Source organism: Xanthomonas cannabis pv. cannabis (assembly GCF_000802365.1).
In the GTDB taxonomy this organism is placed as follows: Bacteria; Pseudomonadota; Gammaproteobacteria; order Xanthomonadales; family Xanthomonadaceae; genus Xanthomonas; species Xanthomonas cannabis.
The window spans coordinates 1-20,639 of sequence record NZ_JSZE01000104.1 but is presented as its reverse complement, the minus strand read 5'-3'; the positions used below and the strand labels follow the sequence as shown (position 1 = coordinate 20,639).

General features: G+C 66.5%; 13 protein-coding genes and 1 pseudogene. 8 read left to right on the top strand and 6 right to left on the bottom strand.

The features are described 5' to 3' along the window. Positions 1-2: 2 nt before the first annotated feature. The 3 genes from OZ10_RS16105 (at position 3) to hpaM (ending at position 6,186) form a co-directional block, all read left to right on the top strand. Positions 3-2,222, top strand: coding sequence for a penicillin acylase family protein (locus tag OZ10_RS16105; protein WP_236726990.1), 2,220 nt, complete (start codon positions 3-5; stop codon positions 2,220-2,222). Between the two features lie 476 nt (positions 2,223-2,698). After that, the gene (locus OZ10_RS16100) at positions 2,699-4,837 is read left to right on the top strand and encodes a TonB-dependent siderophore receptor (protein ID WP_039410322.1); all 2,139 of its coding nucleotides are present in this window, start codon (positions 2,699-2,701) and stop codon (positions 4,835-4,837) included. 296 nt (positions 4,838-5,133) lie between these two features. Next, positions 5,134-6,186, top strand: coding sequence for a type III secretion-associated outer membrane-bound protein HpaM (hpaM, locus tag OZ10_RS16095; RefSeq protein ID WP_039410325.1), 1,053 nt, complete (start codon positions 5,134-5,136; stop codon positions 6,184-6,186). A gap of 54 nt (positions 6,187-6,240) precedes the next feature. On the opposite strand, the gene asnB is transcribed toward hpaM, so the two are convergent. Next, a complete protein-coding gene (asnB, locus tag OZ10_RS16090) occupies positions 6,241-7,935 on the bottom strand; it encodes an asparagine synthase B (RefSeq protein WP_039410328.1) in 1,695 nt (564 codons plus the stop codon). A 351-nt stretch (positions 7,936-8,286) separates the two neighbouring features. Between asnB and OZ10_RS23040 the strand changes: the two are divergent. Continuing rightward, a pseudogene (locus tag OZ10_RS23040) lies at positions 8,287-9,155 on the top strand (tetratricopeptide repeat protein). A gap of 158 nt (positions 9,156-9,313) precedes the next feature. On the opposite strand, the gene dapE reads toward OZ10_RS23040, so the two are convergent. From dapE to map, 5 genes are all read right to left on the bottom strand, one after another. Then, entirely contained in the window at positions 9,314-10,441 is a 1,128-nt protein-coding gene (dapE, locus tag OZ10_RS16080) for a succinyl-diaminopimelate desuccinylase (protein ID WP_039565850.1), read from the bottom strand. A gap of 242 nt (positions 10,442-10,683) precedes the next feature. After that, the gene (locus OZ10_RS16075) at positions 10,684-11,040 is read right to left on the bottom strand and encodes an arsenate reductase (protein ID WP_039565849.1); all 357 of its coding nucleotides are present in this window, start codon (positions 11,038-11,040) and stop codon (positions 10,684-10,686) included. Between the two features lie 396 nt (positions 11,041-11,436). Beyond that, complete coding sequence (dapD, locus tag OZ10_RS16070) at positions 11,437-12,582, bottom strand: 2,3,4,5-tetrahydropyridine-2,6-dicarboxylate N-succinyltransferase (RefSeq protein WP_039565847.1); 1,146 nt, start codon at positions 12,580-12,582, stop codon at positions 11,437-11,439. A 17-nt stretch (positions 12,583-12,599) separates the two neighbouring features. Further along, on the bottom strand, positions 12,600-15,209 hold the full coding sequence (locus OZ10_RS16065) for a [protein-PII] uridylyltransferase (protein WP_039410340.1): 2,610 nt from the start codon (positions 15,207-15,209) through the stop codon (positions 12,600-12,602). Continuing rightward, complete coding sequence (gene map / locus OZ10_RS16060; protein WP_039565846.1) at positions 15,206-15,982, bottom strand: type I methionyl aminopeptidase; 777 nt, start codon at positions 15,980-15,982, stop codon at positions 15,206-15,208. The genes OZ10_RS16065 and map overlap by 4 nt, the downstream gene beginning before the upstream one ends. Positions 15,983-16,299: 317 nt before the next feature. Between map and OZ10_RS16055 the strand changes: the two genes are divergently transcribed. The 4 genes from OZ10_RS16055 to OZ10_RS16040 form a co-directional block, all read left to right on the top strand. Next, on the top strand, positions 16,300-16,824 hold the full coding sequence (locus tag OZ10_RS16055) for a Csu type fimbrial protein (protein ID WP_039410351.1): 525 nt from the start codon (positions 16,300-16,302) through the stop codon (positions 16,822-16,824). Between the two features lie 8 nt (positions 16,825-16,832). Then, positions 16,833-17,597: a fimbrial biogenesis chaperone gene (locus tag OZ10_RS16050; RefSeq protein ID WP_039565844.1), complete on the top strand. Its 765-nt coding sequence runs from the start codon at positions 16,833-16,835 to the stop codon at positions 17,595-17,597. A 16-nt stretch (positions 17,598-17,613) separates the two neighbouring features. Then, positions 17,614-19,962 (top strand): fimbria/pilus outer membrane usher protein, encoded by a 2,349-nt coding sequence (locus OZ10_RS16045; RefSeq protein ID WP_039565855.1) that lies wholly within the window; start codon positions 17,614-17,616, stop codon positions 19,960-19,962. After that, positions 19,959-20,639 (top strand): spore coat protein U domain-containing protein (locus OZ10_RS16040; RefSeq protein ID WP_039565853.1); only part of this gene is annotated, 681 nt, incomplete at its 3' end. The genes OZ10_RS16045 and OZ10_RS16040, both read left to right, overlap by 4 nt.

Here is a 20,639-nt window from a genome sequence, read left to right as displayed (position 1 = left end):
CGCTGGATGCGGCCAGCCAGATCGATGCGATGCGCGCACTCGGCTACGTGCATGCTCAGGAGCGCTATTTCGAGATGGACCTGATGCGCCGTGCGCCCGCCGGCGAGCTGTCGGAGTTGTTCGGCGCCAAGGCGGTGGACCTGGACAAGCGCAACCGCGTCCACCGGCTGCGCGCACGCGTGCAGGCCAGCCTGCAGATTGCAGCCGGCAGCGAGCGTGCCGCGCTGCAGGCATATACCGACGGTGTGAACGCGGGGCTGGCCGCGCTGCCGGTGCGCCCCTGGCCGTACCTGCTGCTGCGCCAGACGCCGCGTGCCTGGACCCTGGAAGATTCGATCCTGACCGGCATGGCGATGTACGCCGACCTGCAGGACAGCGACAACCAGACCGAACTGGCCGCCGCGCGTCTGCGCGCGGTGGTGCCACCGGCACTGGCGGCCTTGCTCGATCACCAGGGTTCCAGCTGGGATGCGCCGCTGTTCGGCCCGGCACAGGGCGATGCGGTGCTGCCGGATGCGGGAACGCTGGATCTGCGCCGCCTGCCGCATCCACCCGCCGCACCGCAGGCCGAGCAGCCCACGCCGGGCAGCAATAATTTTGCGGTGGATGGCCGCCTGACCGCCGACGGCCGCGCCATCGTGGCCGACGACATGCACCTGGGCCTGCGCGCGCCCAACATCTGGTTCCGTGCACGGCTGCGCTACCCCGACACGGCCGCAGCCGATGGCAAGGTGGATGTCAGCGGCTTCACCCTGCCCGGCCTGCCGGCGGTGGTGGTCGGCAGCAATGGCCACGTGGCCTGGGCCTTCACCAACAGCTATATCGACACCGCCGACTTCGCGCGTCTCGCACCGGCGACGCCGGATCACCCGCAGGCACTGACCACGCATGTCGAAACGATCCGCATCGCCGGCGCGACACCGGTGCGCTTTGAGGTGCGCGAAGCGGCATGGGGGCCGATCCTGCACGAAAATGCAGATGGCAGCGTGCTGGCGCTGCGCTGGGCCGCGCAGTTGCCCGGCGCCATCCGCCTGGACTTTGCGCAGATGAGCCGCGCACGTGACCTGCAGGACGCCTTTGCGGTAGCGGACCGCTCCGGCATTCCCGCGCAGAACCTGGTGGCCGCCGACCGCAGCGGGCGCATCGGCTGGCGACTGATCGGCGCGCGCCCTGCACGCACCCCCGGCTGCAGCCCGACCGGCATCGCCGACCTTGCAGCCTCGCCACAGACCGCCGCGCCAACGCCGGCCACCACGCCGCCGGCCGCTTGTACACCGTGGTCGCTGCGCAGCGACGCAGCACCCACGCTAATCGACCCGCCCTCGCATCGGCTCTGGACCGCCAACAGCCGGGTTGTCGACGCGCAGCAACTGGCCACGCTGGGCAATGCCGGCTACGACCTGGGCGCACGTGCCCAACAAATCCGCGACGCCCTGTTCGCCAGGCAGCGCTTCACCGAGCGCGATCTGCTGGCGATCCAGCTGGACGATCGCGCGGTGTTGCTGACACGTTGGTGGCAGGTGCTGCGCGGCGTGGTCGCGCACAGCAACGACCCGGCCTTGCAGCAAGTCGAAGTGGCAACGCGGCGGTGGAGTGGGCATGCCTCCACCGATGCGGCCAGCTATCGCATCGTGCGCGAGTTCCGCAGCAATACCATCGCTGCGGTGCAAGCCGGCCTGCTTGCCCCCGGGAAAGCTGCGCTTGGCGATGACTTTCTGCCGCCACGTCGCGCGCAACTGGAAGGCGTCGTGTGGCCGCTTCTTCAACAACGCCCGGCACATCTGCTGCCACCACGCTACGCGAGCTGGGACCAGTTGCTTGGCGACGCTGCCCGTAGCGCGCAGCGTGAGCTGGCCGCACAGGCAGCGCCCGGCGAACCACTGGGCAAGCGTACCTGGGGCGAGCGCAACACCGCTGCCATCTGCCATCCGATCGCCCGCGCGTTGCCGGCGCTGGCCAGCCACTGGCTGTGCATGCCACCGGACCAACTGCCGGGCGACCGCGACATGCCACGCGTGCAAGGCCCGGCGTTCGGTGCCTCCGAGCGCATGGTGGTGTCTCCCGGGCACGAGCAGGACGGCATCGTGCACATGCCGGGCGGCCAGAGCGGCCACCCGCTGTCACCGTACTGGGGCGCGGGCCACGACGATTGGGTGCATGGACGACCCACACCTTTTCTGCCCACTGCCACGCGCTACACGCTGCAATTGCGTCCGCAGTAAAAGCGCCCGCAACGCTGCTGCTTAGCGGCTACGGAAAAAAAAAAGAACCATCGAGCATCGCCGCCATGCGGAAGCCCCTCTCCCGTCGGGAGAGGGGTTGGGGTGAGGGTACGGGCTTCATCCCTATGGATCAGCCAGAGCCGAGGCGAGTCCCGCAACCGGCACCATCCCGCGGCACCGCACCCTCATCCGCCCTTCGGGCACCTTCTCCCGGTGGGAGAAGGGAATGCGGGCATGGCCGCCATGTTCTGAAGCCGCTCCCCCGGCGGGGCGTCTTCTGTCTTCTGCCTTCTGCCTTCGCAGCTCGCAGCTCGCAGCTCGCAGCTCGCGTGACTGCATCCGCGCACGCATCCGCACACGCACACAAGCAAATCACACAACCACGCCCACACGCTTCGCTCCTCCGCAGCGACCTCTGCAATTGGCCAATCACATCGTGCTAAGATGCATTTGATAACCATTCCCATTAGTGACCAATGCGCCCCACGCTCCTTGTCACCGCGCTCTCCGCTGCGCTCGCTCTACCTGCCCTGCCTGCTTTGGCTCAACACGGCGCCCCTCCGGCCTTGACCGAGCTGGATGGCGTGAATGTCGTCGGCCGCGCGCAGACCCTCTACAAATCCGACGACGCCGCCGTGGCCACGCGGACCGACACACCGCTGGCACTGGTGCCGCAATCGGTGCAGGTCCTGCCGCGCGAGTTGATCGACGACCAGGCCGCGCGCCAGATTACCGATCTGTATCGCAGCATCAGCGGCATCAGTTTCTTCAGTTACGCCGGCGTGACCTTGCGCGGTTTCCGCCAGGAAAACGTGCTCTACGACGGACTGCGCGGCGACCCGTACGCCGGCTTCTCGGTGCCACAGCTGTTCAACATCGAACGCGTGGAAGTGCTCAAGGGTCCGGCGGGTGCGCTGTATGGCGGCGGCGAGCCGGGCGGTGTCATCAACTATGTCACCCGCAAGCCGGCGCATCAGGCACAGCGCCGGGTCGAGTTGCAGGTGGGCAATCAGTCCTTCGGCGCGGCCTCGTTCGAAGCCACCGGCCCCGCGCGCGCCGACGGCCGCATCCGCTACCGCGTCGGCGCCTATGCCGATGGCGAGGACGGCTTTCGCTGGAACACCGACAGTCAAAGCCAGATCGGCGATGCGTCGGTAGCGTTCGATATCGGCGACACCGGCGAGCTCACCCTGCAGTACACCGACATCACCCAGAACCTGGGCGGCAACCGCCTGCGCGGGGTGCCAGTGGATGACGACGGCAACTTCCTTACCGACCGCCGTTGGAACCACAACGAGCCCACCGACTTTCTCGACATGCGCGCCAAGGTGGCGTTCGCGCAGTACCGGTTTGCGCCATCCAGCGCGTGGGACGTGGACATGGCGGTGCGCTGGTTCAAGAACGACGAACATCAGATCTATCACGAGCCGATGGGTCTGATCGACCGCGATCGCGACGGTACGGCCGAGTGGATGACGCGCCAGTTGCGCAACCAGTACCGCGACAACGATGCGATTTCCAGCAACGTCAACGCGGTGTTCCGCACCAGCACCGGCGCGATCGAGCACAAGCTGCTGATGGGCGCCGATTACTACCGTCTGGATGCCGATTTCCGTGCACAGACCGCCAACACCGCCGATACCGGGCGCGTGCGCGGGCCGGTGCCGGGTATCGATCTGTTCAACCCGGTGTACGGGCGCAGCGGCTTCTACGACTACGGGCTGGACACGCTGCCCTGGCGCGCCACCAGCACGCGCAGCCAGCGTTATGGCGCGTACCTGCAGGACGAACTCACGCTGACGCCGCGCTGGCATGCGATGGCCGGCGTGCGCTGGGACGGCTTCAAGGACGACAACCTGCTGGACGATTCGCGCGTCACCGGCAACGACCTCAGCTGGCGCGTGGGCAGCACCGTGGTGCTGCGCGATGGCGTCAATGCCTACGCCAGTTATGCCAGCGGTTTCCTGCCGCAGGATGCGGCCAATCAGGATGCCAGCGTGGGCGGGCCATTCGATCCGGAACGCAGCACGCAGTGGGAGCTTGGCCTGAAAACCGCGCTCAACGATGGTGGGCTGACCCTCAACACCGCGCTGTATCGCATCGAACGCAGCAACATCGTGCAGGCCAACGGGGCTGTCGTCGATGGGGTCAATCAGCTGTCTGCGCTCGGACTGGTGCGCAGCGAGGGGCTGGAGGTGGACCTGCTGGCCGACCTCACCGAGCGCTGGGTGCTCAACCTGACCTATGCGTACAACGATGCACGCGTGCTGGACGCGGGGACCAATGGCATCACCAATGCCTCCGGCGATCGCTTCGCCAACGCACCACGCAACACCTTCGGGCTATGGACCCGCTACGACCTGCCGGCATGGCGCTCGGCGGTCGCCTTCGGCGCCGACTACGTGGGCGAGCGGGTCAGCCTCGAAGGCCAGCGGGTCAAACCGTACGCCATCTACGACATCAGCTGGCAGACGCAGTGGGACGCATGGAAGCTGCAGATCAACGTCAAGAACCTGTTCGACAAGGTGTACGCGGTGAGCGGTTTCAATGCACGCGGCGGCCACTTCCCGGGCGAGCCGCGACGCATCTACGCACAACTGGCCTACAGCTTCTGATCGCCGCACGCAGTGGTGCGCACTGCTGCATGCGTGCGGAGCGCGTAGTGCGGATCCTGTGATTCAGCCCGCGCCATCGCCATCGCCATCGCTGCCACGCGTCTGCGTGCGGCGATGGCAACTGTGCAATGACGCACGGTTGCGGCGGTAGCGATGGCCGCGCAATGAACCTGCGCCGAATCGCGCGGGCATGCATGGGCTGGAACTTAACGTTCGGTGGGACACACTAGAGGCCGTCGCGATCGGTAGAGAGCTACCGCACATCGCCCTCCTCCCCCTCACTGACCGGAATCCGCATGCCTCAGCTTGCCCGCTCCGTTTCCGCACTGTTGCCCCTGCTGTTCTCGGCCGCCTGTTCGGCCGCGCCACCAACCACTCCGGGCCCGCCTGCCGCGCCTGTGGCCAGTTGCACCGCCAAGGTGAAGCCGGGGCAGGATCTGCAAAAAGCCATCGACAAATTGCCGCTGGGAGACACGCCGGCCGTACTGTGCCTGGAAAAAGGCGAATTTCCGCTCAACGGCCTGGTGTCGATCCATCGTGGCAACCTGACCCTGCGCGGCAAGGGTCCGGGGACGGTGCTGCGCATGGCCGACGGCGTGCAACAGCCTGTGCTGGTAGTAGGCGACTACGAAAACCAGCAGCCCACCGGGGTGATCCGCAACGTCAGCATCGAAGACATGCAGATCGTGGCCAGCACCGGCGACAAGGAGTTCATGCCCGAGCGCCCGTACCTGAGCAACAGCGCGGTGGTGGTGCGCTCCGGCCAGGGCATCCGGCTCGCCGGTCTGCAGGTCAATAAATGCCGTAGTGCCTGCCTGCTGAGCGAGTACGACACCCGCGAGATCACCATCGAAAACAACGATGTCTCCGGCGCCATCTGGGACGGCGTGTCGTTCAACCGCACCGCCAAGGTGACCATGGTCAACAACTACATCCACGACAACGTGGCTGCAGGCCTGACCACCGAGCATCTGGAAGACAGCGAGATCCGCAACAACCGTTTCGAGCGCAATGGCAGCCAGGGCATCTACCTGTCCGATGCGCGGCGCAACCGCTTCAGCAACAACCAGTTCGACGGCAACAAGGTCGCCGGCGTATTCCTGGCCTGTGCCATCCGCTATCGCACGCCGGAAATCCTTTGCTGGGACAACAGCATGAGCCAGGACAACGTGTTCGAGAACAACCGCTTCTCCAATACGCCGTTCACCTACACCATCGGCGTGGACCGCGCGGCCAATTGCACGGCGGCCGACTTCAAGCCCAACCTGTGGCGCAACAACCAGGCTGATGTAGCGGGCGTGGATATCGAGCCGCAGCGCTACGGTTATTGCGTGCGCCACGAGCAATAAGACAAGGCGGCCGGCCGCGCGTTGGCGCGTGCCGGCCGTTGCAAGCCCACTGCCTCAGGAGGCCAGCGCCTGTGCGTGCACGCCTGCGATCGCCCGGCCGGATGGGTCGGCCATCGCGGCAAAACTCGCATCCCAGGCAATCGCGGTGGGCGACGAGCAGGCAATGGACTTGCCGCCGGGCACCGTCTCCGCCGCCGCCTGGCTCGGGAAGAACTGCTCGAACACACTGCGATAGAAATACGCCTCCTTGGTCTGCGGCGGATTGACCGGGAAGCGCTTGCCGGCCGCAGCCAGCTCGCGGTCGCTGACGTGCGAGGCGGCGTGCGCCTTGAGCCCGTCGATCCAGCCGTAGCCGACGCCGTCGCTGAATTGCTCCTTCTGCCGCCACAGGATCGAGTCGGGCAGATAGCCGGCAAAGGCCTCGCGCAACACGCCCTTTTCCATGCGCGTGGCGCCCGTGCTGGTCTTGTCGATCATCTTGAAACTGGCGTCCATGCGCATGGCCACATCCAGGAACTCGCGGTCCAGGAACGGCACCCGCGGCTCCACGCCCCAGGCCATCATCGACTTGTTGGCACGCAGGCAATCGTAGTTGTTCAGCGCATCGAGCTTGCGCACCAGTTCTTCGTGGAACTCGCGCGCATTGGGCGCCTTGTGGAAATACAGGTAGCCACCGAAGATTTCGTCGCTGCCTTCGCCCGACAGCACCATCTTGACGCCCATCGCCTTGATCCGCCGCGCCAGCAGGAACATCGGTGTCGATGCCCGGATGGTGGTGACGTCGTAGGTCTCGATATGGCGAATCACTTCCGGCAACGCATCCAGCCCTTCTTCGAAGGTGTATTCGAAGCCGTGGTGCACGGTGCCCAGCGCCGCCGCCGCGACTTCTGCGGCGGCAAGATCGGGCGACCCCTTCAAGCCGATCGCAAACGAGTGCAGCCGCGGCCACCATGCTTCGGTGGTGTCGTTTTCTTCGATGCGATGGCGTGCATAACGCGCAGCCACGGCTGCGACCAATGACGAGTCCAGTCCGCCGGACAGCAGCACGCCGTACGGCACATCGGTCATCAGCTGGCGGTGCACGGCACGCTCGAAGGCTTCGCGCAATTCCTGCAGCTGCACCTGCACGCCTTCCACTTCGGCGTATTCGCGCCAGGCACGCTCGTAGTAACGGCTCAGCTCGCCGGTGGCGCTGTCGTACCAGTGCCCCGGCGGAAATTGCGCGGCGTCGGCGCACTCGTCTACCAGCGACTTCAGTTCCGACGCCACCCGCAGGCGGCCCTCGCGGTCGTGGCCCCAGTACAGCGGCACCACCCCGATCGGATCGCGCGCAATGATCACGCGGCCGGCGGCCTTGTCCCACAACGCAAAGGCAAAGATGCCGTTGAGGCGATTGAGATAGGACGCCGGCGCATCTTCGCGATACAGCGCATTGATCACTTCGCAATCGGAGCCGGTCTGGAACGCGTAGGCCTGCTGCAGTTCCTGCTTGATTTCGCGATGGTTGTAGATTTCGCCATTCACCGCCAACACCAGTTGCCCATCTTCGGAAAGCAACGGCTGTGCGCCACCGGCCGGGTCGACGATGGCCAGGCGCTCGTGCACCAGGATCGCACCACCATCGACATACACGCCGCTCCAGTCCGGGCCACGATGGCGCTGACGCTGCGAACATTCCAGAGCCTGCCGGCGTAGCGCCTGCAGATCGTCACCGGGTTGCAGCCCGAAAATACCGAAGATGGAACACATGGAAAACTCCTGATGAACTGCGGGATTGGTGGCCGGTGGACACGCGTGCTGCACGAAACGACACCCATAAAAAAACCCGCATCGGCCGATGCGGGTTCTCTGATTCCTGGGCGTTTGGGTGAACTTCGCCTAGTCGCAGACCCGCATCGGCCGCACACGATTATTCGCGCGCAGCGTGTTGCGGTTGGCGTTATTGACGTTGGACAGGGGCGATGTCATGGCCTGACCGTATCCCGCTTTCGCCGGTGGCGCAACTGTTGCGATGGCAACCAAGCCAGCGGCGCAGCACGCCGCGCGGTCGCACGAGCGCATTGCGAGGATAATGACCGCCCCGCACTCGGCAGTATTGGAATGACCCCACGCATCGGACGCATGCCGCCCCTGGCCCTGTTGCTTGCCTTGTTACTGCAGGCCTGCAGCAGCAACCCACCGCGCACCGATCCCGCCTACCTGCAACAGCTGGAACAACAGGCATCTGACGGAAGTTTCGACAGCGCGTGGAATGCGGCCGAACGCCTGGAGGCACGCAACGATCCGCGTGCCATCCACTGGTACGAGCGCGCCGCCGCGACCACCCCGTGGACGTTCCGCAACACCCGCGCCGAACTGGCGCTGGGACGGATCTGGGCGAGCGGGACACTGTCCCACTCCGATAGCCCGCATATCGACCAGCGCGCTGCACTGCGCGCATCGCCGCCCAAAGCCGAGCGCTGGTACCTGGCGGCCGCCATGCACGCTGACCCCTACGCCATCGTCGAACTCGCCAAGTTCCACCGTGACCGCGGAAACGCCGCCGCTGCATTGCGCTGGGATCTGCGCGCCACCGTCTACCACCGATATTGGTCCGGCTCTTCCGGTCTTCCCGATGCGGTGGCGCCGCGTAACGGCGAGGTGCACCCGTTGGTGCGCGACATCCAGCGGCGCGCGCACAGGGCGATGCCGAGGCGCAGGTCGATCTTGGCGCGCTCTATGAAAAGGGATTGGGTGTGGCCAGCGATGGAGCCGAGGCACTGCGTTGGTACCAGCGTGCGGCGGACCAGGGCAATGTGTATGGTCAGTATTTCACCGGCCTGTTGCTCGGGCGCGGCAGTAGCGGGGTGACGCGCGATGTGGATGCGGCGGCAGTCTGGTTTGCCAAGGCCTCCGCACAAACGTTTTACATGGCCGACGAAGCATATTGGCGCGAGGCGATCAAACCACCCTTCTGGACGTTCGAGTAGCCGGCGCTACCTGCTCGGTCATGCCATGTAGCAATGCGGTTCCGACGGCACGGCGATGCATGCTGCTCGGAGCAAAATCGCTGAGGCGCTGGTCGATGCACTCGGTGGCGCTGGCTTCGCAATCCACCGGCCGGCGCCTGACTGGATCATTCCACAAGTCAGGTCAGCAAACGCTCGATCAGGGTGCGATACAGCGCCGGCAGTGCTTCCAGATCGGCCACGCGCACATGCTCGTCGACTTGGTGGATGCTGGCATTGACCGGGCCGACTTCGATGCATTGCGCCCCCAGCGGCGCGATGAAACGCGCGTCGGAGGTGCCGCCGCCGGTGCTCTCTTCCGGCGGCGCACCGGCGAACTCGCCCAGCACCGCGCGCGCGACGCTGCGCAGGCGGCCTTCCGGGGTGTAGAACGGTTCGCCGCTGCGATGCCACTGCAGCGTGTAATCCAGCGCATGCCGATCCAGCAATGCAGTGATCTGCGCTTCCAGCCGCGGCGCATCCCAGTGCGGGGTGTAGCGCAGGTTGAAGGCCACTTGCAGCTCGCCGGGGATCACGTTGTTGGCACCGGTGCCGGCGTGGATGTTGGAGAGTTGCAGGCTGGTCGGCGGAAAACTCTCGAAGCCCTCGTCCCACTGCCGCGCCACCAGTTCGGCCAGCGCCGGTGCGGCCTGGTGGATCGGGTTGCGTGCTTTGTGCGGATACGCCACATGCCCTTGCACGCCCTTCACCGTCAGCATGCCGGAAAGGCTGCCGCGCCGGCCCACACGCAGTAGATCGCCCAGCCGCTCGGTGGACGACGGTTCGCCGGTGATGCACCAATCGATCTGCTGGCCGCGCTCGGCGAACAGCCGTGCGACATGGCGCACGCCGTCGATGGCATCGCCCTCTTCATCGGACGTCAGCAACACTGCCAGCGTGCCGGGATGCCCCGGATGGGCGGCAACGAACTGCTCTGCGGCAATTGCAAATGCCGCGACGCTGCCTTTCATGTCCGCGGCGCCACGGCCGTACAGCACGCCGTCGCGGATCTGCGGGGCGAACGGATCGCTGGTCCACGCCTCGCGCGGTCCCGGCGGCACCACATCGGTATGGCCGAGCAGCACCAGCACCGGCGCGCCGCTGCCGTGCGTGGCCCACAGGTTGTCGACCTCGCCCAGGCGCAAGTGCTCGCAGGCGAATCCGGCCGCGCCCAGGCGCTGCGCGATCGCTGCCTGACATCCGGCATCCACCGGCGTTACCGAGGCACGTGCAATGAGGTCACAGGTCAGGTCCAGCACATCGCTCATGAAACGTCACCGCAGTGGAGCCGCATCAGCGGCGTTGATGGAATGGAGCGGGTTTGCATCGATCGGCGTGGTTCGATCGCGGTCGCAGTCGGATTGCCTTGCTGCCGGGAGCCATTGCCAACGCTACCTCGACCGGCTTGCCGAGCGGATGGACGGATGAACGAACAGGCGCTCGGCGAACCAATGGCAGTAACGACACCAGCTACAGCGCGCTCCGGCATCGCTATCGGAACCGCAGTCGCTCAGCCGATGCCGAACCGCTTCTTGAAGCCGTTATCGGAGAAGCCCTGACTCAGCTCGCCGTCGTCGGTCACCACCAGCGGGCGGCGGATCAACTGCGGGTACTCGCGCAGCAGCAGCTTCCACTCCGCATCCGAACCGGGCGCCTTCTTGTTGTCGGGCAACTGCCGCCAAGTGGTGGACGACTTGTTGATCAAGGCCTCGAATCCACCCGCCTTGCCGGCCCACTCAAGCAGCGTCTCCGGCGACGGCGTGTTGTCCCGGTAATCCACAAACGTATAGGCGACATCGAAGCGGTCCAGCCATTTGGTGGCCTTCTTGCAGGTGTCGCAGTTCTTCAATCCGTAGAGCGTCGTCATCTGTATCCCGGAAAATCGGCCTATAACGCCCCTCTCCACCGGGAGAGGGGCTGGGGGTGAGGCTACGGGCGAAGCCTCGTACAGCACGCGCATCAGGCTTCGCCCGTACCCTCATCCGGCGCTTTGCGCCACCTTCTCCCGGTGGGAGAAGGAAGGCACAAGTACTCTCCCACAGCACGAGCATCTTGCCTCCTTTAGCGCGAGCATCTTGCAAAGCCCCTCTCCCACCGGGAGAGGGGTTGGGGTGAGGCTACGGGCGAAGCCTTGCACAGAACGCGCATCAGGCTTCGCTCGTCCCCTCATCCGGCGCTTTGCGCCACCTTCTCCCGGTGGGAGAAGGAAGGCACGCGGCCAGCGCCCGAGCAACTCGCAAGCCTCGTCCCGATGCACGATGGATCAATCCGCCAGCCCGCGCAGCAATTCGTTCACGCTGGTCTTGCTGCGCGTTTTCGCATCCACCTGCTTGACGATCACCGCGCAGTACAACGAATGCGAGCCGTCCTTGGACGGCAGCTGACCGGACACCACCACGCTGTACGGCGGCACGTAGCCGTAGGAAATCTCGCCGGTGGCCCGGTTGTAGATGCGCGTGCTCTGGCTGATGAACACGCCCATGCCGATCACGCTGTGATGGCCGATGACCACGCCTTCCACCACTTCCGAACGCGCACCGATGAAGCAGTGATCTTCGATGATGGTGGGGCTGGCCTGCAGCGGTTCGAGCACGCCGCCGATGCCGGCGCCGCCGGACAGATGGCAGTGCGCGCCGATCTGCGCGCACGACCCCACCGTGGCCCAGGTATCGACCATGGTGCCTTCGCCCACGTAGGCGCCGATGTTGGTGAAGCTCGGCATCAGCACCACGTCCTTGCCGAAATAGCTTCCGCGGCGCGCCACCGCACCCGGCACCACGCGCACGCCGGCCTTGCGGAAGTCGGCTTCGTGGAAATCGGCAAAACGTGATTCCACCTTGTCCCAGAACGGCGCCGGCTGCGCATCGATCACCGCCATCTCGTTGACGCGGAAATACAGCAGCACGGCTTTCTTCAACCACTCGTTGACCGTCCAGCCGCCCTGCCCGTCCGGCTCCGCAACGCGGAATTCGCCGCTTTCCAGTCCGTCGATCACTCGCGTGACGATCGCACGCGTGGAGCCCTCGATCTCGTCCACCGTCAGGCTGGCGCGGCGCTCGAAGGCGCTTTCGATACCGAGCTTCAATTCGTCCTTGCTCACATGCGCCGTTGCGCGCTGTACGGCCTGCTCGGCGATCGGCAACTTCTTGGCTGCTGCGGCCTTCCTGGCGGCCGGTGCCGAGACCACGCGGGTGGCCTGCTTGGCCACACGCGCAGCACTGGCAACTTTCTTTGCCGGCGCTTTCTTAGTAACGGCCGTCTTGGCATCGCGCCTGGCGGCGGCGCTTGCCGGCGGCTTGGCGCTGGCCGCCGCAGCGGCCTTGGCGGGTTTGCCGGCAGGCGTGGCTGCACGCTTGCTGGCGGTGGTGGCGGCGCCGGGCTTGCGCGTGGTCTTCTTGGGGGTGGCCATGGGGGTCTCCGGACGGACTAGGCGGGATCGAGACAGGCGCACAGCGCATCGCGCAGCGCCTGCCGGGCGGATTCGGACAACGGGCGATCGTGCTCGTCGGTGATCTGGAACTGATCTTCGGCACGCTCGCCAAACGTGGCGATACGCGCGTCGTGCACGCGCAGGTGCTGGATGCGCAGGACATGCGCGACATCGGCCAGCAGGCCGGGGCGATCGGGGGCGACCAGACTGATGCGGGTGCGCCGGCCGCCGGCGCTTTCGCTGAATTCCACGCGCGGGGCAAAACGGAAATGCCGCAGCTGGCGCGGCACTGCGCGCCGCGATGGGCGCACTTTCTGCAGATCGCCGGCAAGCACCTGGCGCAGCACCGCAGCAAGCCGCTGCGGGTCGCCGTCGGCAAAACTCTCCTGCGGCAGCACTTCGAACACGTCGAAGATCGCATCGTGCGGTGCGTCCAGCACGCGTGCGCGGTGGATGCCATAGCCCTTGCGGTCCAGCGTGGCCACGATCGCCGCAAACAGGCCATCGCGGTCGGGCGAATACACGAACACTTCCAGCGCGTCGTTGTCCGGCACCGCACGGCGCGCCTTGACCAGGGTCTGGCCGATCTCCACCTCGATCAGCGATGCGGCCTGCCAGGCCAGTTGCTCGGGGCGGAAGCGCAGGAAGTTTTCGTCCGGCATGCCGGCAAACTGGCGGTCGATGGTGGGGTCGTCGTGCCCTTGCGCCTGCATCAGCGCGCGCGCGGAGTCGCGCGCTTCGCGCAGACGCTCCTCGCGCGGTGGCGGATGCTCCAGGCCTTCGCGCAAGGCACGGCGCGCCGCGAAGTACAGGTCTGCCAGCAGCCGGTCCTTCCACGCATTCCACAGCTTGGGGCTGGTGCCGGCGATGTCGGCGCAGGTCAACAGGTACAGATAATCCAGCCGCTCACGCGTACCCACCAGCGTGGCGAAACGATGGATCACCTCCGGGTCGGAGATGTCCTGCTTTTGCGCGGTGACCGACATGCGCAGGTGTTGCTCCACCAGCCAGGTCACCAGCTCGGTATCGCCTTCGCTCAGGCGATGCGCCAGGCAGAACGCACGTGCGTCGACCGCGCCCAGTTCGGAATGATCGCCGCCACGGCCCTTGGCAATGTCATGGAACAGGCCGGCCAGCAGCAGCAGCTCGGGCTTGCGCAGGCGCGGCCAGACTTCATGGGTGATCGAAAAACGCTCATCGGCACGGCCGGCCGCAAACAGCGCGATGTTCCGCAGCACCATCAAGGTGTGCTGATCCACCGTGTAGACATGGAACAGGTCGAACTGCATGCGCCCGGAGACGCTGGCAAACGCCGGAATCCACTGCCCGAGCACGCCCAGCCGCGCCATGCGATTGAGCGTTTCCACCGCGCGCGGGCCGCGCAGCAGCGCCATGAAACGCTCGCGTGCCGTCGCGTCGGCCACCTCGTAGGCCGGCAGCTCGTGCAGGACCTCGGCCAGCGCACGCGCGGTCAACGAATGCAGCCCGCGCACCTCGCGATGCGCCGCCCATTGCGCAAACAGCGCAAAGATCTGCAGCACGTCGCCGTCCGGCCAGGTCTGCGCATCGGCGGCAAGATAGCCACGGCGCAGGCTGAACCCGTCGCCGATCGGCTCCGGCACCGCTTCGCCATCGAACTGCTCTTCGAAACGCTGCAGCAGCCGGTCGCTGATGCGGCGGATCAGCGCCGCGCTGCGGTAGAAGCGCTGCATCATCTTTTCGACGCCCAGGCTTTCCGGGTCGTCGGCAAATCCCAGCCGGTGCGCCAGGGTCTTCTGGTAATCGAAACGCAGGCGTTCCTCGGGCCGGTTGGCGACGATATGCAGGCCAAAGCGCAGCCGCGCCAGTTCCTCGCGCTCGCGCCGCAACGCCGCCGCTTCGTCCAGGCCCACATGCCCCAGCCCGACCAGCGCGTCCAGATCCTTCACTCCGAACGCGCGCAACGCCATCCAGCCCAGGGTCTGCAGGTCGCGCAGACCGCCCGGGCCATCCTTGATGTCGGGTTCGAGGTTGTCGGCGGTATCGCCGAAGCGCTCGTGCCGTGCCAGCAGCTCCTCGCGCTTGGCCTGGAAGAAGTCGCGCGGCGGCCATACCTGTTGCGGCGCGATGGCCGCTGCCAGCGCCGCGCGCGCCGCGCCATCGGCCACCAGCGCGCGCGATTCGATCAGCGCGGTGAGCACGGTCTGATCGGCCGCTGCGGCCGTGCACTGCGCAGGCGAGCGCACCGCATGACTGATCGGCAGGCCCACATCCCACAACAGCGCGAACAGCCGCGCCAGCGCCTGCTCGTGGCCCTGCTGCGCAGCGGTGTCGCCCAGCACCAGTACATCCACGTCCGAGCGCGGGAACAACTCACCGCGCCCATAGCCGCCGACCGCGTGCAGCGACAGGCCACTGTCGGCTGGAATGCAGCGCGTCCAGGCATTGCGCATCAGTTGATCGACTGCGCGTGCGCGCAGCGCCACCAGCCGCTCGATCGGCTCGCCCTGATCGAAGCGTTTGCACAGCCGCATGTCGGCGTGCACCAACAGCGGACGGGCCCGCGCGGCCCAGTCCGCGTCGCCGGCGACGCCCGGGTCGGGTCGATCCGCCGGCGTGGCCGTCATACCGGCGCGGGAGAGTTGGCCGACAGCGTCAGCACATCCACGCCGTCCTCGGTCACCGCCACCATGTGCTCCCACTGCGCGGACAGCTTGCGGTCCTTGGTGACCACGGTCCAGCCGTCGGGCAAGGTCTTATGGTGGTAGGTGCCTTCGTTGATCATCGGCTCGATGGTGAAGGTCATGCCCGGCTTGAGCACCAGCCCTTCGCCCGGACGGCCGTAATGCATCACCTGCGGTTCGTCGTGGTAGACCTTGCCGATGCCATGGCCGCAATAGTCGCGCACCACGCTGAAGCGCTCGGCCTCGGCGAACTTCTGGATCGCATGGCCCACATCGCCCAGCGTCGCACCCGGCTTGGCCGCGCGGATGCCGCGCCACATGGCTTCGTAAGTGGTGTCCACCAGGCGCTTGGCCATCACCGAGGGAGTGCCCACGTAATACATGCGGCTGGTGTCGCCATGCCAGCCATCCTTGATGACGGTGACATCGATATTGACGATGTCACCATCCTTCAGGACCTTGGCTGCGCTCGGGATGCCGTGACAGATCACGTTGTTGACCGAGGTGCACACGCTCTTCGGGAAGCCGCGGTAGCCGACATTGGCAGGAATGGTTCCCTGCACATTGACGATATGGTCATGGCAGATGCGGTCCAGCTCGGCCGTGGTGACGCCCGGCTTGACGTGCGGGCCCACGATATCGAGCACCTCGGCGGCCAGACGGCCGGCGATACGCATCAGTTCGATTTCTTCTTTGGTTTTCAGATTGACGCTCATGGCCCGCATTATCGCCGATCCGGGCTGAATCTGAACGACCCATGCCCGGCTTTTTTCAAGACGCATCGGCGTCGCGCAAACGGACGGGGCAACAGAAAGTCGCCGCGGCCTGCCCATTCATGTGTGACGCAGTCCCAGGCGCGTCAAAGTTGGCGTGAACGGAGTCATCCGCAGGACATCGCATATTCGCCAGATCGGCCTTCGAAAACAGCTGGATAGCCAGCGCAATCGCCGTTATGTTTGGCACAGCTGATGCATTGCAGGGAGGGCGACATGTTGTCGCGTCACTGCTGACCCGACCGGTCAAGGAAATGTCCATGCGTACTGTCCGCCCTGTCCTGCTGTCCTTCGGCCTGCTCTCGACCATCGGTATGGCGACTGCTGCAGACACCACCACCTTCAACGTCAAGATCGCCGTGACCAAGGCCTGCACGATCACTGCCGCCTCTGCCACGGACGTCGACTTCGGCTCGGTGCTGTCCACCTCGACCGCCAATGTCGACGCCAACGGCAGCGTGACCGCCCAGTGCACCGCACTGACCCCCTACAACATCGCGCTGAGCGCAGGCAGCAACGCCGGCACCGCCAATGACGTGACCACCCGCCGGATGAAGAACGCCGACCCGCTGGTGACCACCAACAACTTCATTTCCTACCAGCTCTACCAGGACCTGGCGCGCAGCTCGGTGTGGGGCAGCACCACCGGCACCAATACCCTGAGCCGGACCGCCACCGGCCTCAACCAGGTCTATCCGGTCTACGGCCGCGTGACCAATCCGTCGGTCGCCAATGCCGCCACCGGTAGTTACCTGGACACGATCACCGCGACGATCGTCTATTGAGACCACGCATGCCCTTGCCTCCCCTGCGGTTTCCTGTGCGCACACGGCTGGTCCTGACTGGACTGGCCCTGGGCCTGTTGGGCAGTGCCTGGACGCTGCCCGCCGCGCAGGCGGCCAGCCTGCAGCTGGCCCCGACCTCGCTGACCCTGAGCGCCGAACAGAACGCCGATGGACTGTGGCTGAGCAATAGTGGCGGCGCGCCGGTACAGGTGCAGACCCGCGCCTACCGCTGGACCCAGCGCGAGGGCCAGGACCAGCTCGCGCCGACCCAGGAGCTGCTGATCAGCCCGCCGATGCGCACCCTGGCCGCCGGCGAGCGCCAGTTGATCCGGGTGATCCGTGCCGGTCCCGCACCCGGCAGCCAGGAAGCCTGCTACCGCATCATCGTCGACGAACTGCCCAGCGCCGATGCCGACCGCAAGGGCATGCAGTTCGTGCTGCGCTACTCGGTACCAATCTTCGTGCTGCCGCCCGGCAAGGCCGCGCCCACCCCGACCCTGAGCGCGCAGGTGGTGGCCGGCAGCGACGGCACTGCGCAGATCCAGATCAGCAATACCGGCAGCGGGCATGCACAGATCGCCGATCTGCAGCACCGGGTCGACGGCGCCACCAAGACCGCCTTGAACGGGCTGGTCGGCTATGTGCTGCCGGGGCAGACCATGCGCTGGTCGCTGGGCGCACCGCTGGCCCAGTTCGCCCGCGGTGCCATCATCGCAAGGATCAATGGTGAGGCTGACGAACGTATCCTGTTGGCCGCGCCGACAGCGCCGTGATGTGGCCCGGCTGGCGATGACGCTGCTGGCGGCCGCCACCGGGTGGGCAGATGCGACGGCCGGCGACCTCGCCGAGATCGACGCCTTGCCCGACCAGACCGCACAACCCGCCACCGGGCAGCCGCAGACGCTGTATCTGGAGGTCACCCTGAATCAGGCCGAGCGCGGTCTGACGCCGTTCGAGCTGGTCGACGGCCATTTGCGGGCCTCGGTGGATACGTTGCGCAAGCTTGGCTTCATCCTGGCCGACCGCGTGCCGGGTCAGTCGGTCGATCTGGATCGCCTGCCCGACGTGGAAGTGCGCTACGACGCCGCCCTGCAGCGGCTCGCGCTGCAGGTGCCGGTGGCGCAGCTGGCGCTGTCCACCACCGTGCTCAAGCCCGAAGAAGCCGCCCCACCCAGCGCCACCGCATCGCCCGGCGTCCTGCTCAACTACGACCTGTATGCCACGCGCACCACCGGTGCCAGCAACGTGTCGCTGGCGACCGAACTGCGTGGCTTCGGCATCGGCCGCGGCATGTTCGACACCACGGCGGTGTTTCTGGCCTACGACCGCCCGCAGGACGAACGCTGGCGCAGTGAAGCGGTGCGTCTGGACAGCGCCTGGCAAATGGATTTCCCCGATAGCGCCACCAGCCTGACGGTGGGCGACTTCTACAGCGGCTTCGTCGACTGGAGCCGCTCGCTGCGGCTGGGGGGCGTGCAGATCGGCCGCAATTACGCGCTGCAGCCGTATCGCGTGCTGACGCCGACGCCCAGTTTTCTGGGCGAAGCAGCGGTGCCTTCCACGGTGGAGCTCTACGTCGATGGCCTGCGTCAATACAGCGGCCAGGTACCGGCCGGCCCGTTCCAGCTGGCCGCGCAACCGGGCATCAGCGGCACCGGCCAGGCGCAGATCGTGGTGACCGACGCCTTCGGTCGCGTGCGCCAGCTGAATTTCGCGTTTTACGGCACGCCGCAACTGCTGGCGCGCGGCATTTCCGAATGGTCGGCCGGCATCGGCCACCTGCGTCGCGACTATGGGGTGCGCTCGTTTTCCTATGCCTCGCAGCCGATCGCCAGCGCCACCTTGCGCAAGGGAGTGCGCGACGATTTCACCGTCGAGGCGCATGCCGAAGCCGGCGGCAGCGTGATCAATGCCGGCGCGGGCGGAGTGTGGTTGCTGGGTGCAGGCGGGGTGGTCAACGCTGCCTACGCCCACAGCCGGATGCATGAGGTGCGCGGCGGACAGTACGTGCTGGGCTACGCCTGGAACAACCGGCGCTTCAACGTCAACCTGGGCACCCAGCGTACCCACGGCGACTACCGCGACCTGGGGGCGCTGCAGGGCAGCCTGCCGGCGCGCGTCAGCGACCGTGCCGCGTTCGGCGTCAATGTCGACCCGATCGGTTCGCTGGGCACCAGCTACGTGCGCCTGAGCTACCCGCAAGGCGACACCTCGCGCTATGCCAGCGTGTTCTGGTCGCGCAGCTTCGGGCGCAACTGGGCCGCCAACCTGTCCGGCAACCAGAATCTGGACGAGCGCAGCGATCGCAGCCTGTATCTGTCGCTGTCGACCACCTTCGGCCAGTTGCGCCAGGCCAGTGCCTCGATGCAGCGCAATGGCAACCGCACCGGCTTTGTCGCCGATGTCAGCCAGCCGCTGCCCGGCGACGGCGACCTGGGCGGCATTGGCTGGCGGCTGCAGGCACGCGCCGGCGACGACGCCAGTGGCGGGCTGGCCGAACTGGGCTGGCTGAACCGGGTCGGCCGCTACAACTTCGGCGCGGCCAGCCAGGATGGCGCTACCTTTGGCTATGCCAGCGCCAGCGGCAGCCTGGTGTGGATGGATGGACGCAGCTTTGCGGCGCGCGACGTCCAGGATGCGTTTGCGGTGGTCTCCACCGACGGCCAGGCCGGCATTCCGGTCCGGCTGGAAAACCGCCTGATCGGCGTCACCGATGCACGCGGCACCTTGCTGGTGACGCCGCTGCAGTCGTGGCAGCGCAATCAGTTGTCGATCGACACCTTGAACCTGCCCGCGGAGCTGCGCGTGGACCGCGTCGACACCACTGTGACCCCGCGCCAGCAATCCGGTGTGGCCGTGCGCTTCGGCATCACCCGCGTGCGCGCTGCGGTGATCGTCCTGCACGATGCCAATGGCGCTGCATTGCCGGTGGGCAGCGTGGCGCAGCGCGAGGGGAACGCCGAACGGGTGGTGGTCGGCTACGACGGCGAAACCTATCTGGACAATCTGCAGGCCGACAACCGCATCCTGGTCGATCTGCCGCAGGGCCGTTGCGTGGCGCAGTTCGCGTACCCGGCCGAGGCCGGCGGCATTCCGCGGATTGGCCCGCTGCGCTGCACGACAGAGCCCGCGCCATGACGCCAACGATGCGCTGGCCACTCCTGCTTGCATTGGCGCTCTGCAGCCTGTGGCTGGCACCGAGCCAGCACGCGCGCGCCGACACCACCTGCACGGTCACGCTGGGGACGCCCATGGCCTTCGGCAATGTCGCGGCCAATGGCACGACCGATGCGGTCGCCACGCTCAACGTCACGTGTGCGACCGCCGCGCTCAGCGTTCTGGGGTACGCGCAGGTGAGCCTGTGCCTGGATCTGGGACCGGGCAGCGCAAGCAATGGGCTGTATGCCCCGCGCCGCATGCTCAACGCCACAAGCGACAGCCTGGACTTCCAGATCTACAAGGACGCCGCACGCACCCAGGTCTGGGGAGCCACCGGGTCGGCAAGCCCGTCGCCGGGCCTGCTGACGCTGTCGTACGGCGTTCCGGTGATCACCGGCGGCTCGCAGACGACCAGCATCACGCTGTACGGGCGCATTCCCGCCAACCAAATCCTGTCGACCGGCAATCACACCAGCAACTTTGGCGGTGCCGATACCGTGCTGCGCTACGCCTACAACGAAAGCATCATTGGCGTCCCGCCTGTTCCGGCCAATTGCACCACCGGCGGCAGCGGCGCCAAGACCGCCAGCAATGCATTCCCCTTCACCGCGTCGGCCAGCGTCCCGGCGCGCTGCAATACCTATGTCACCACCGAC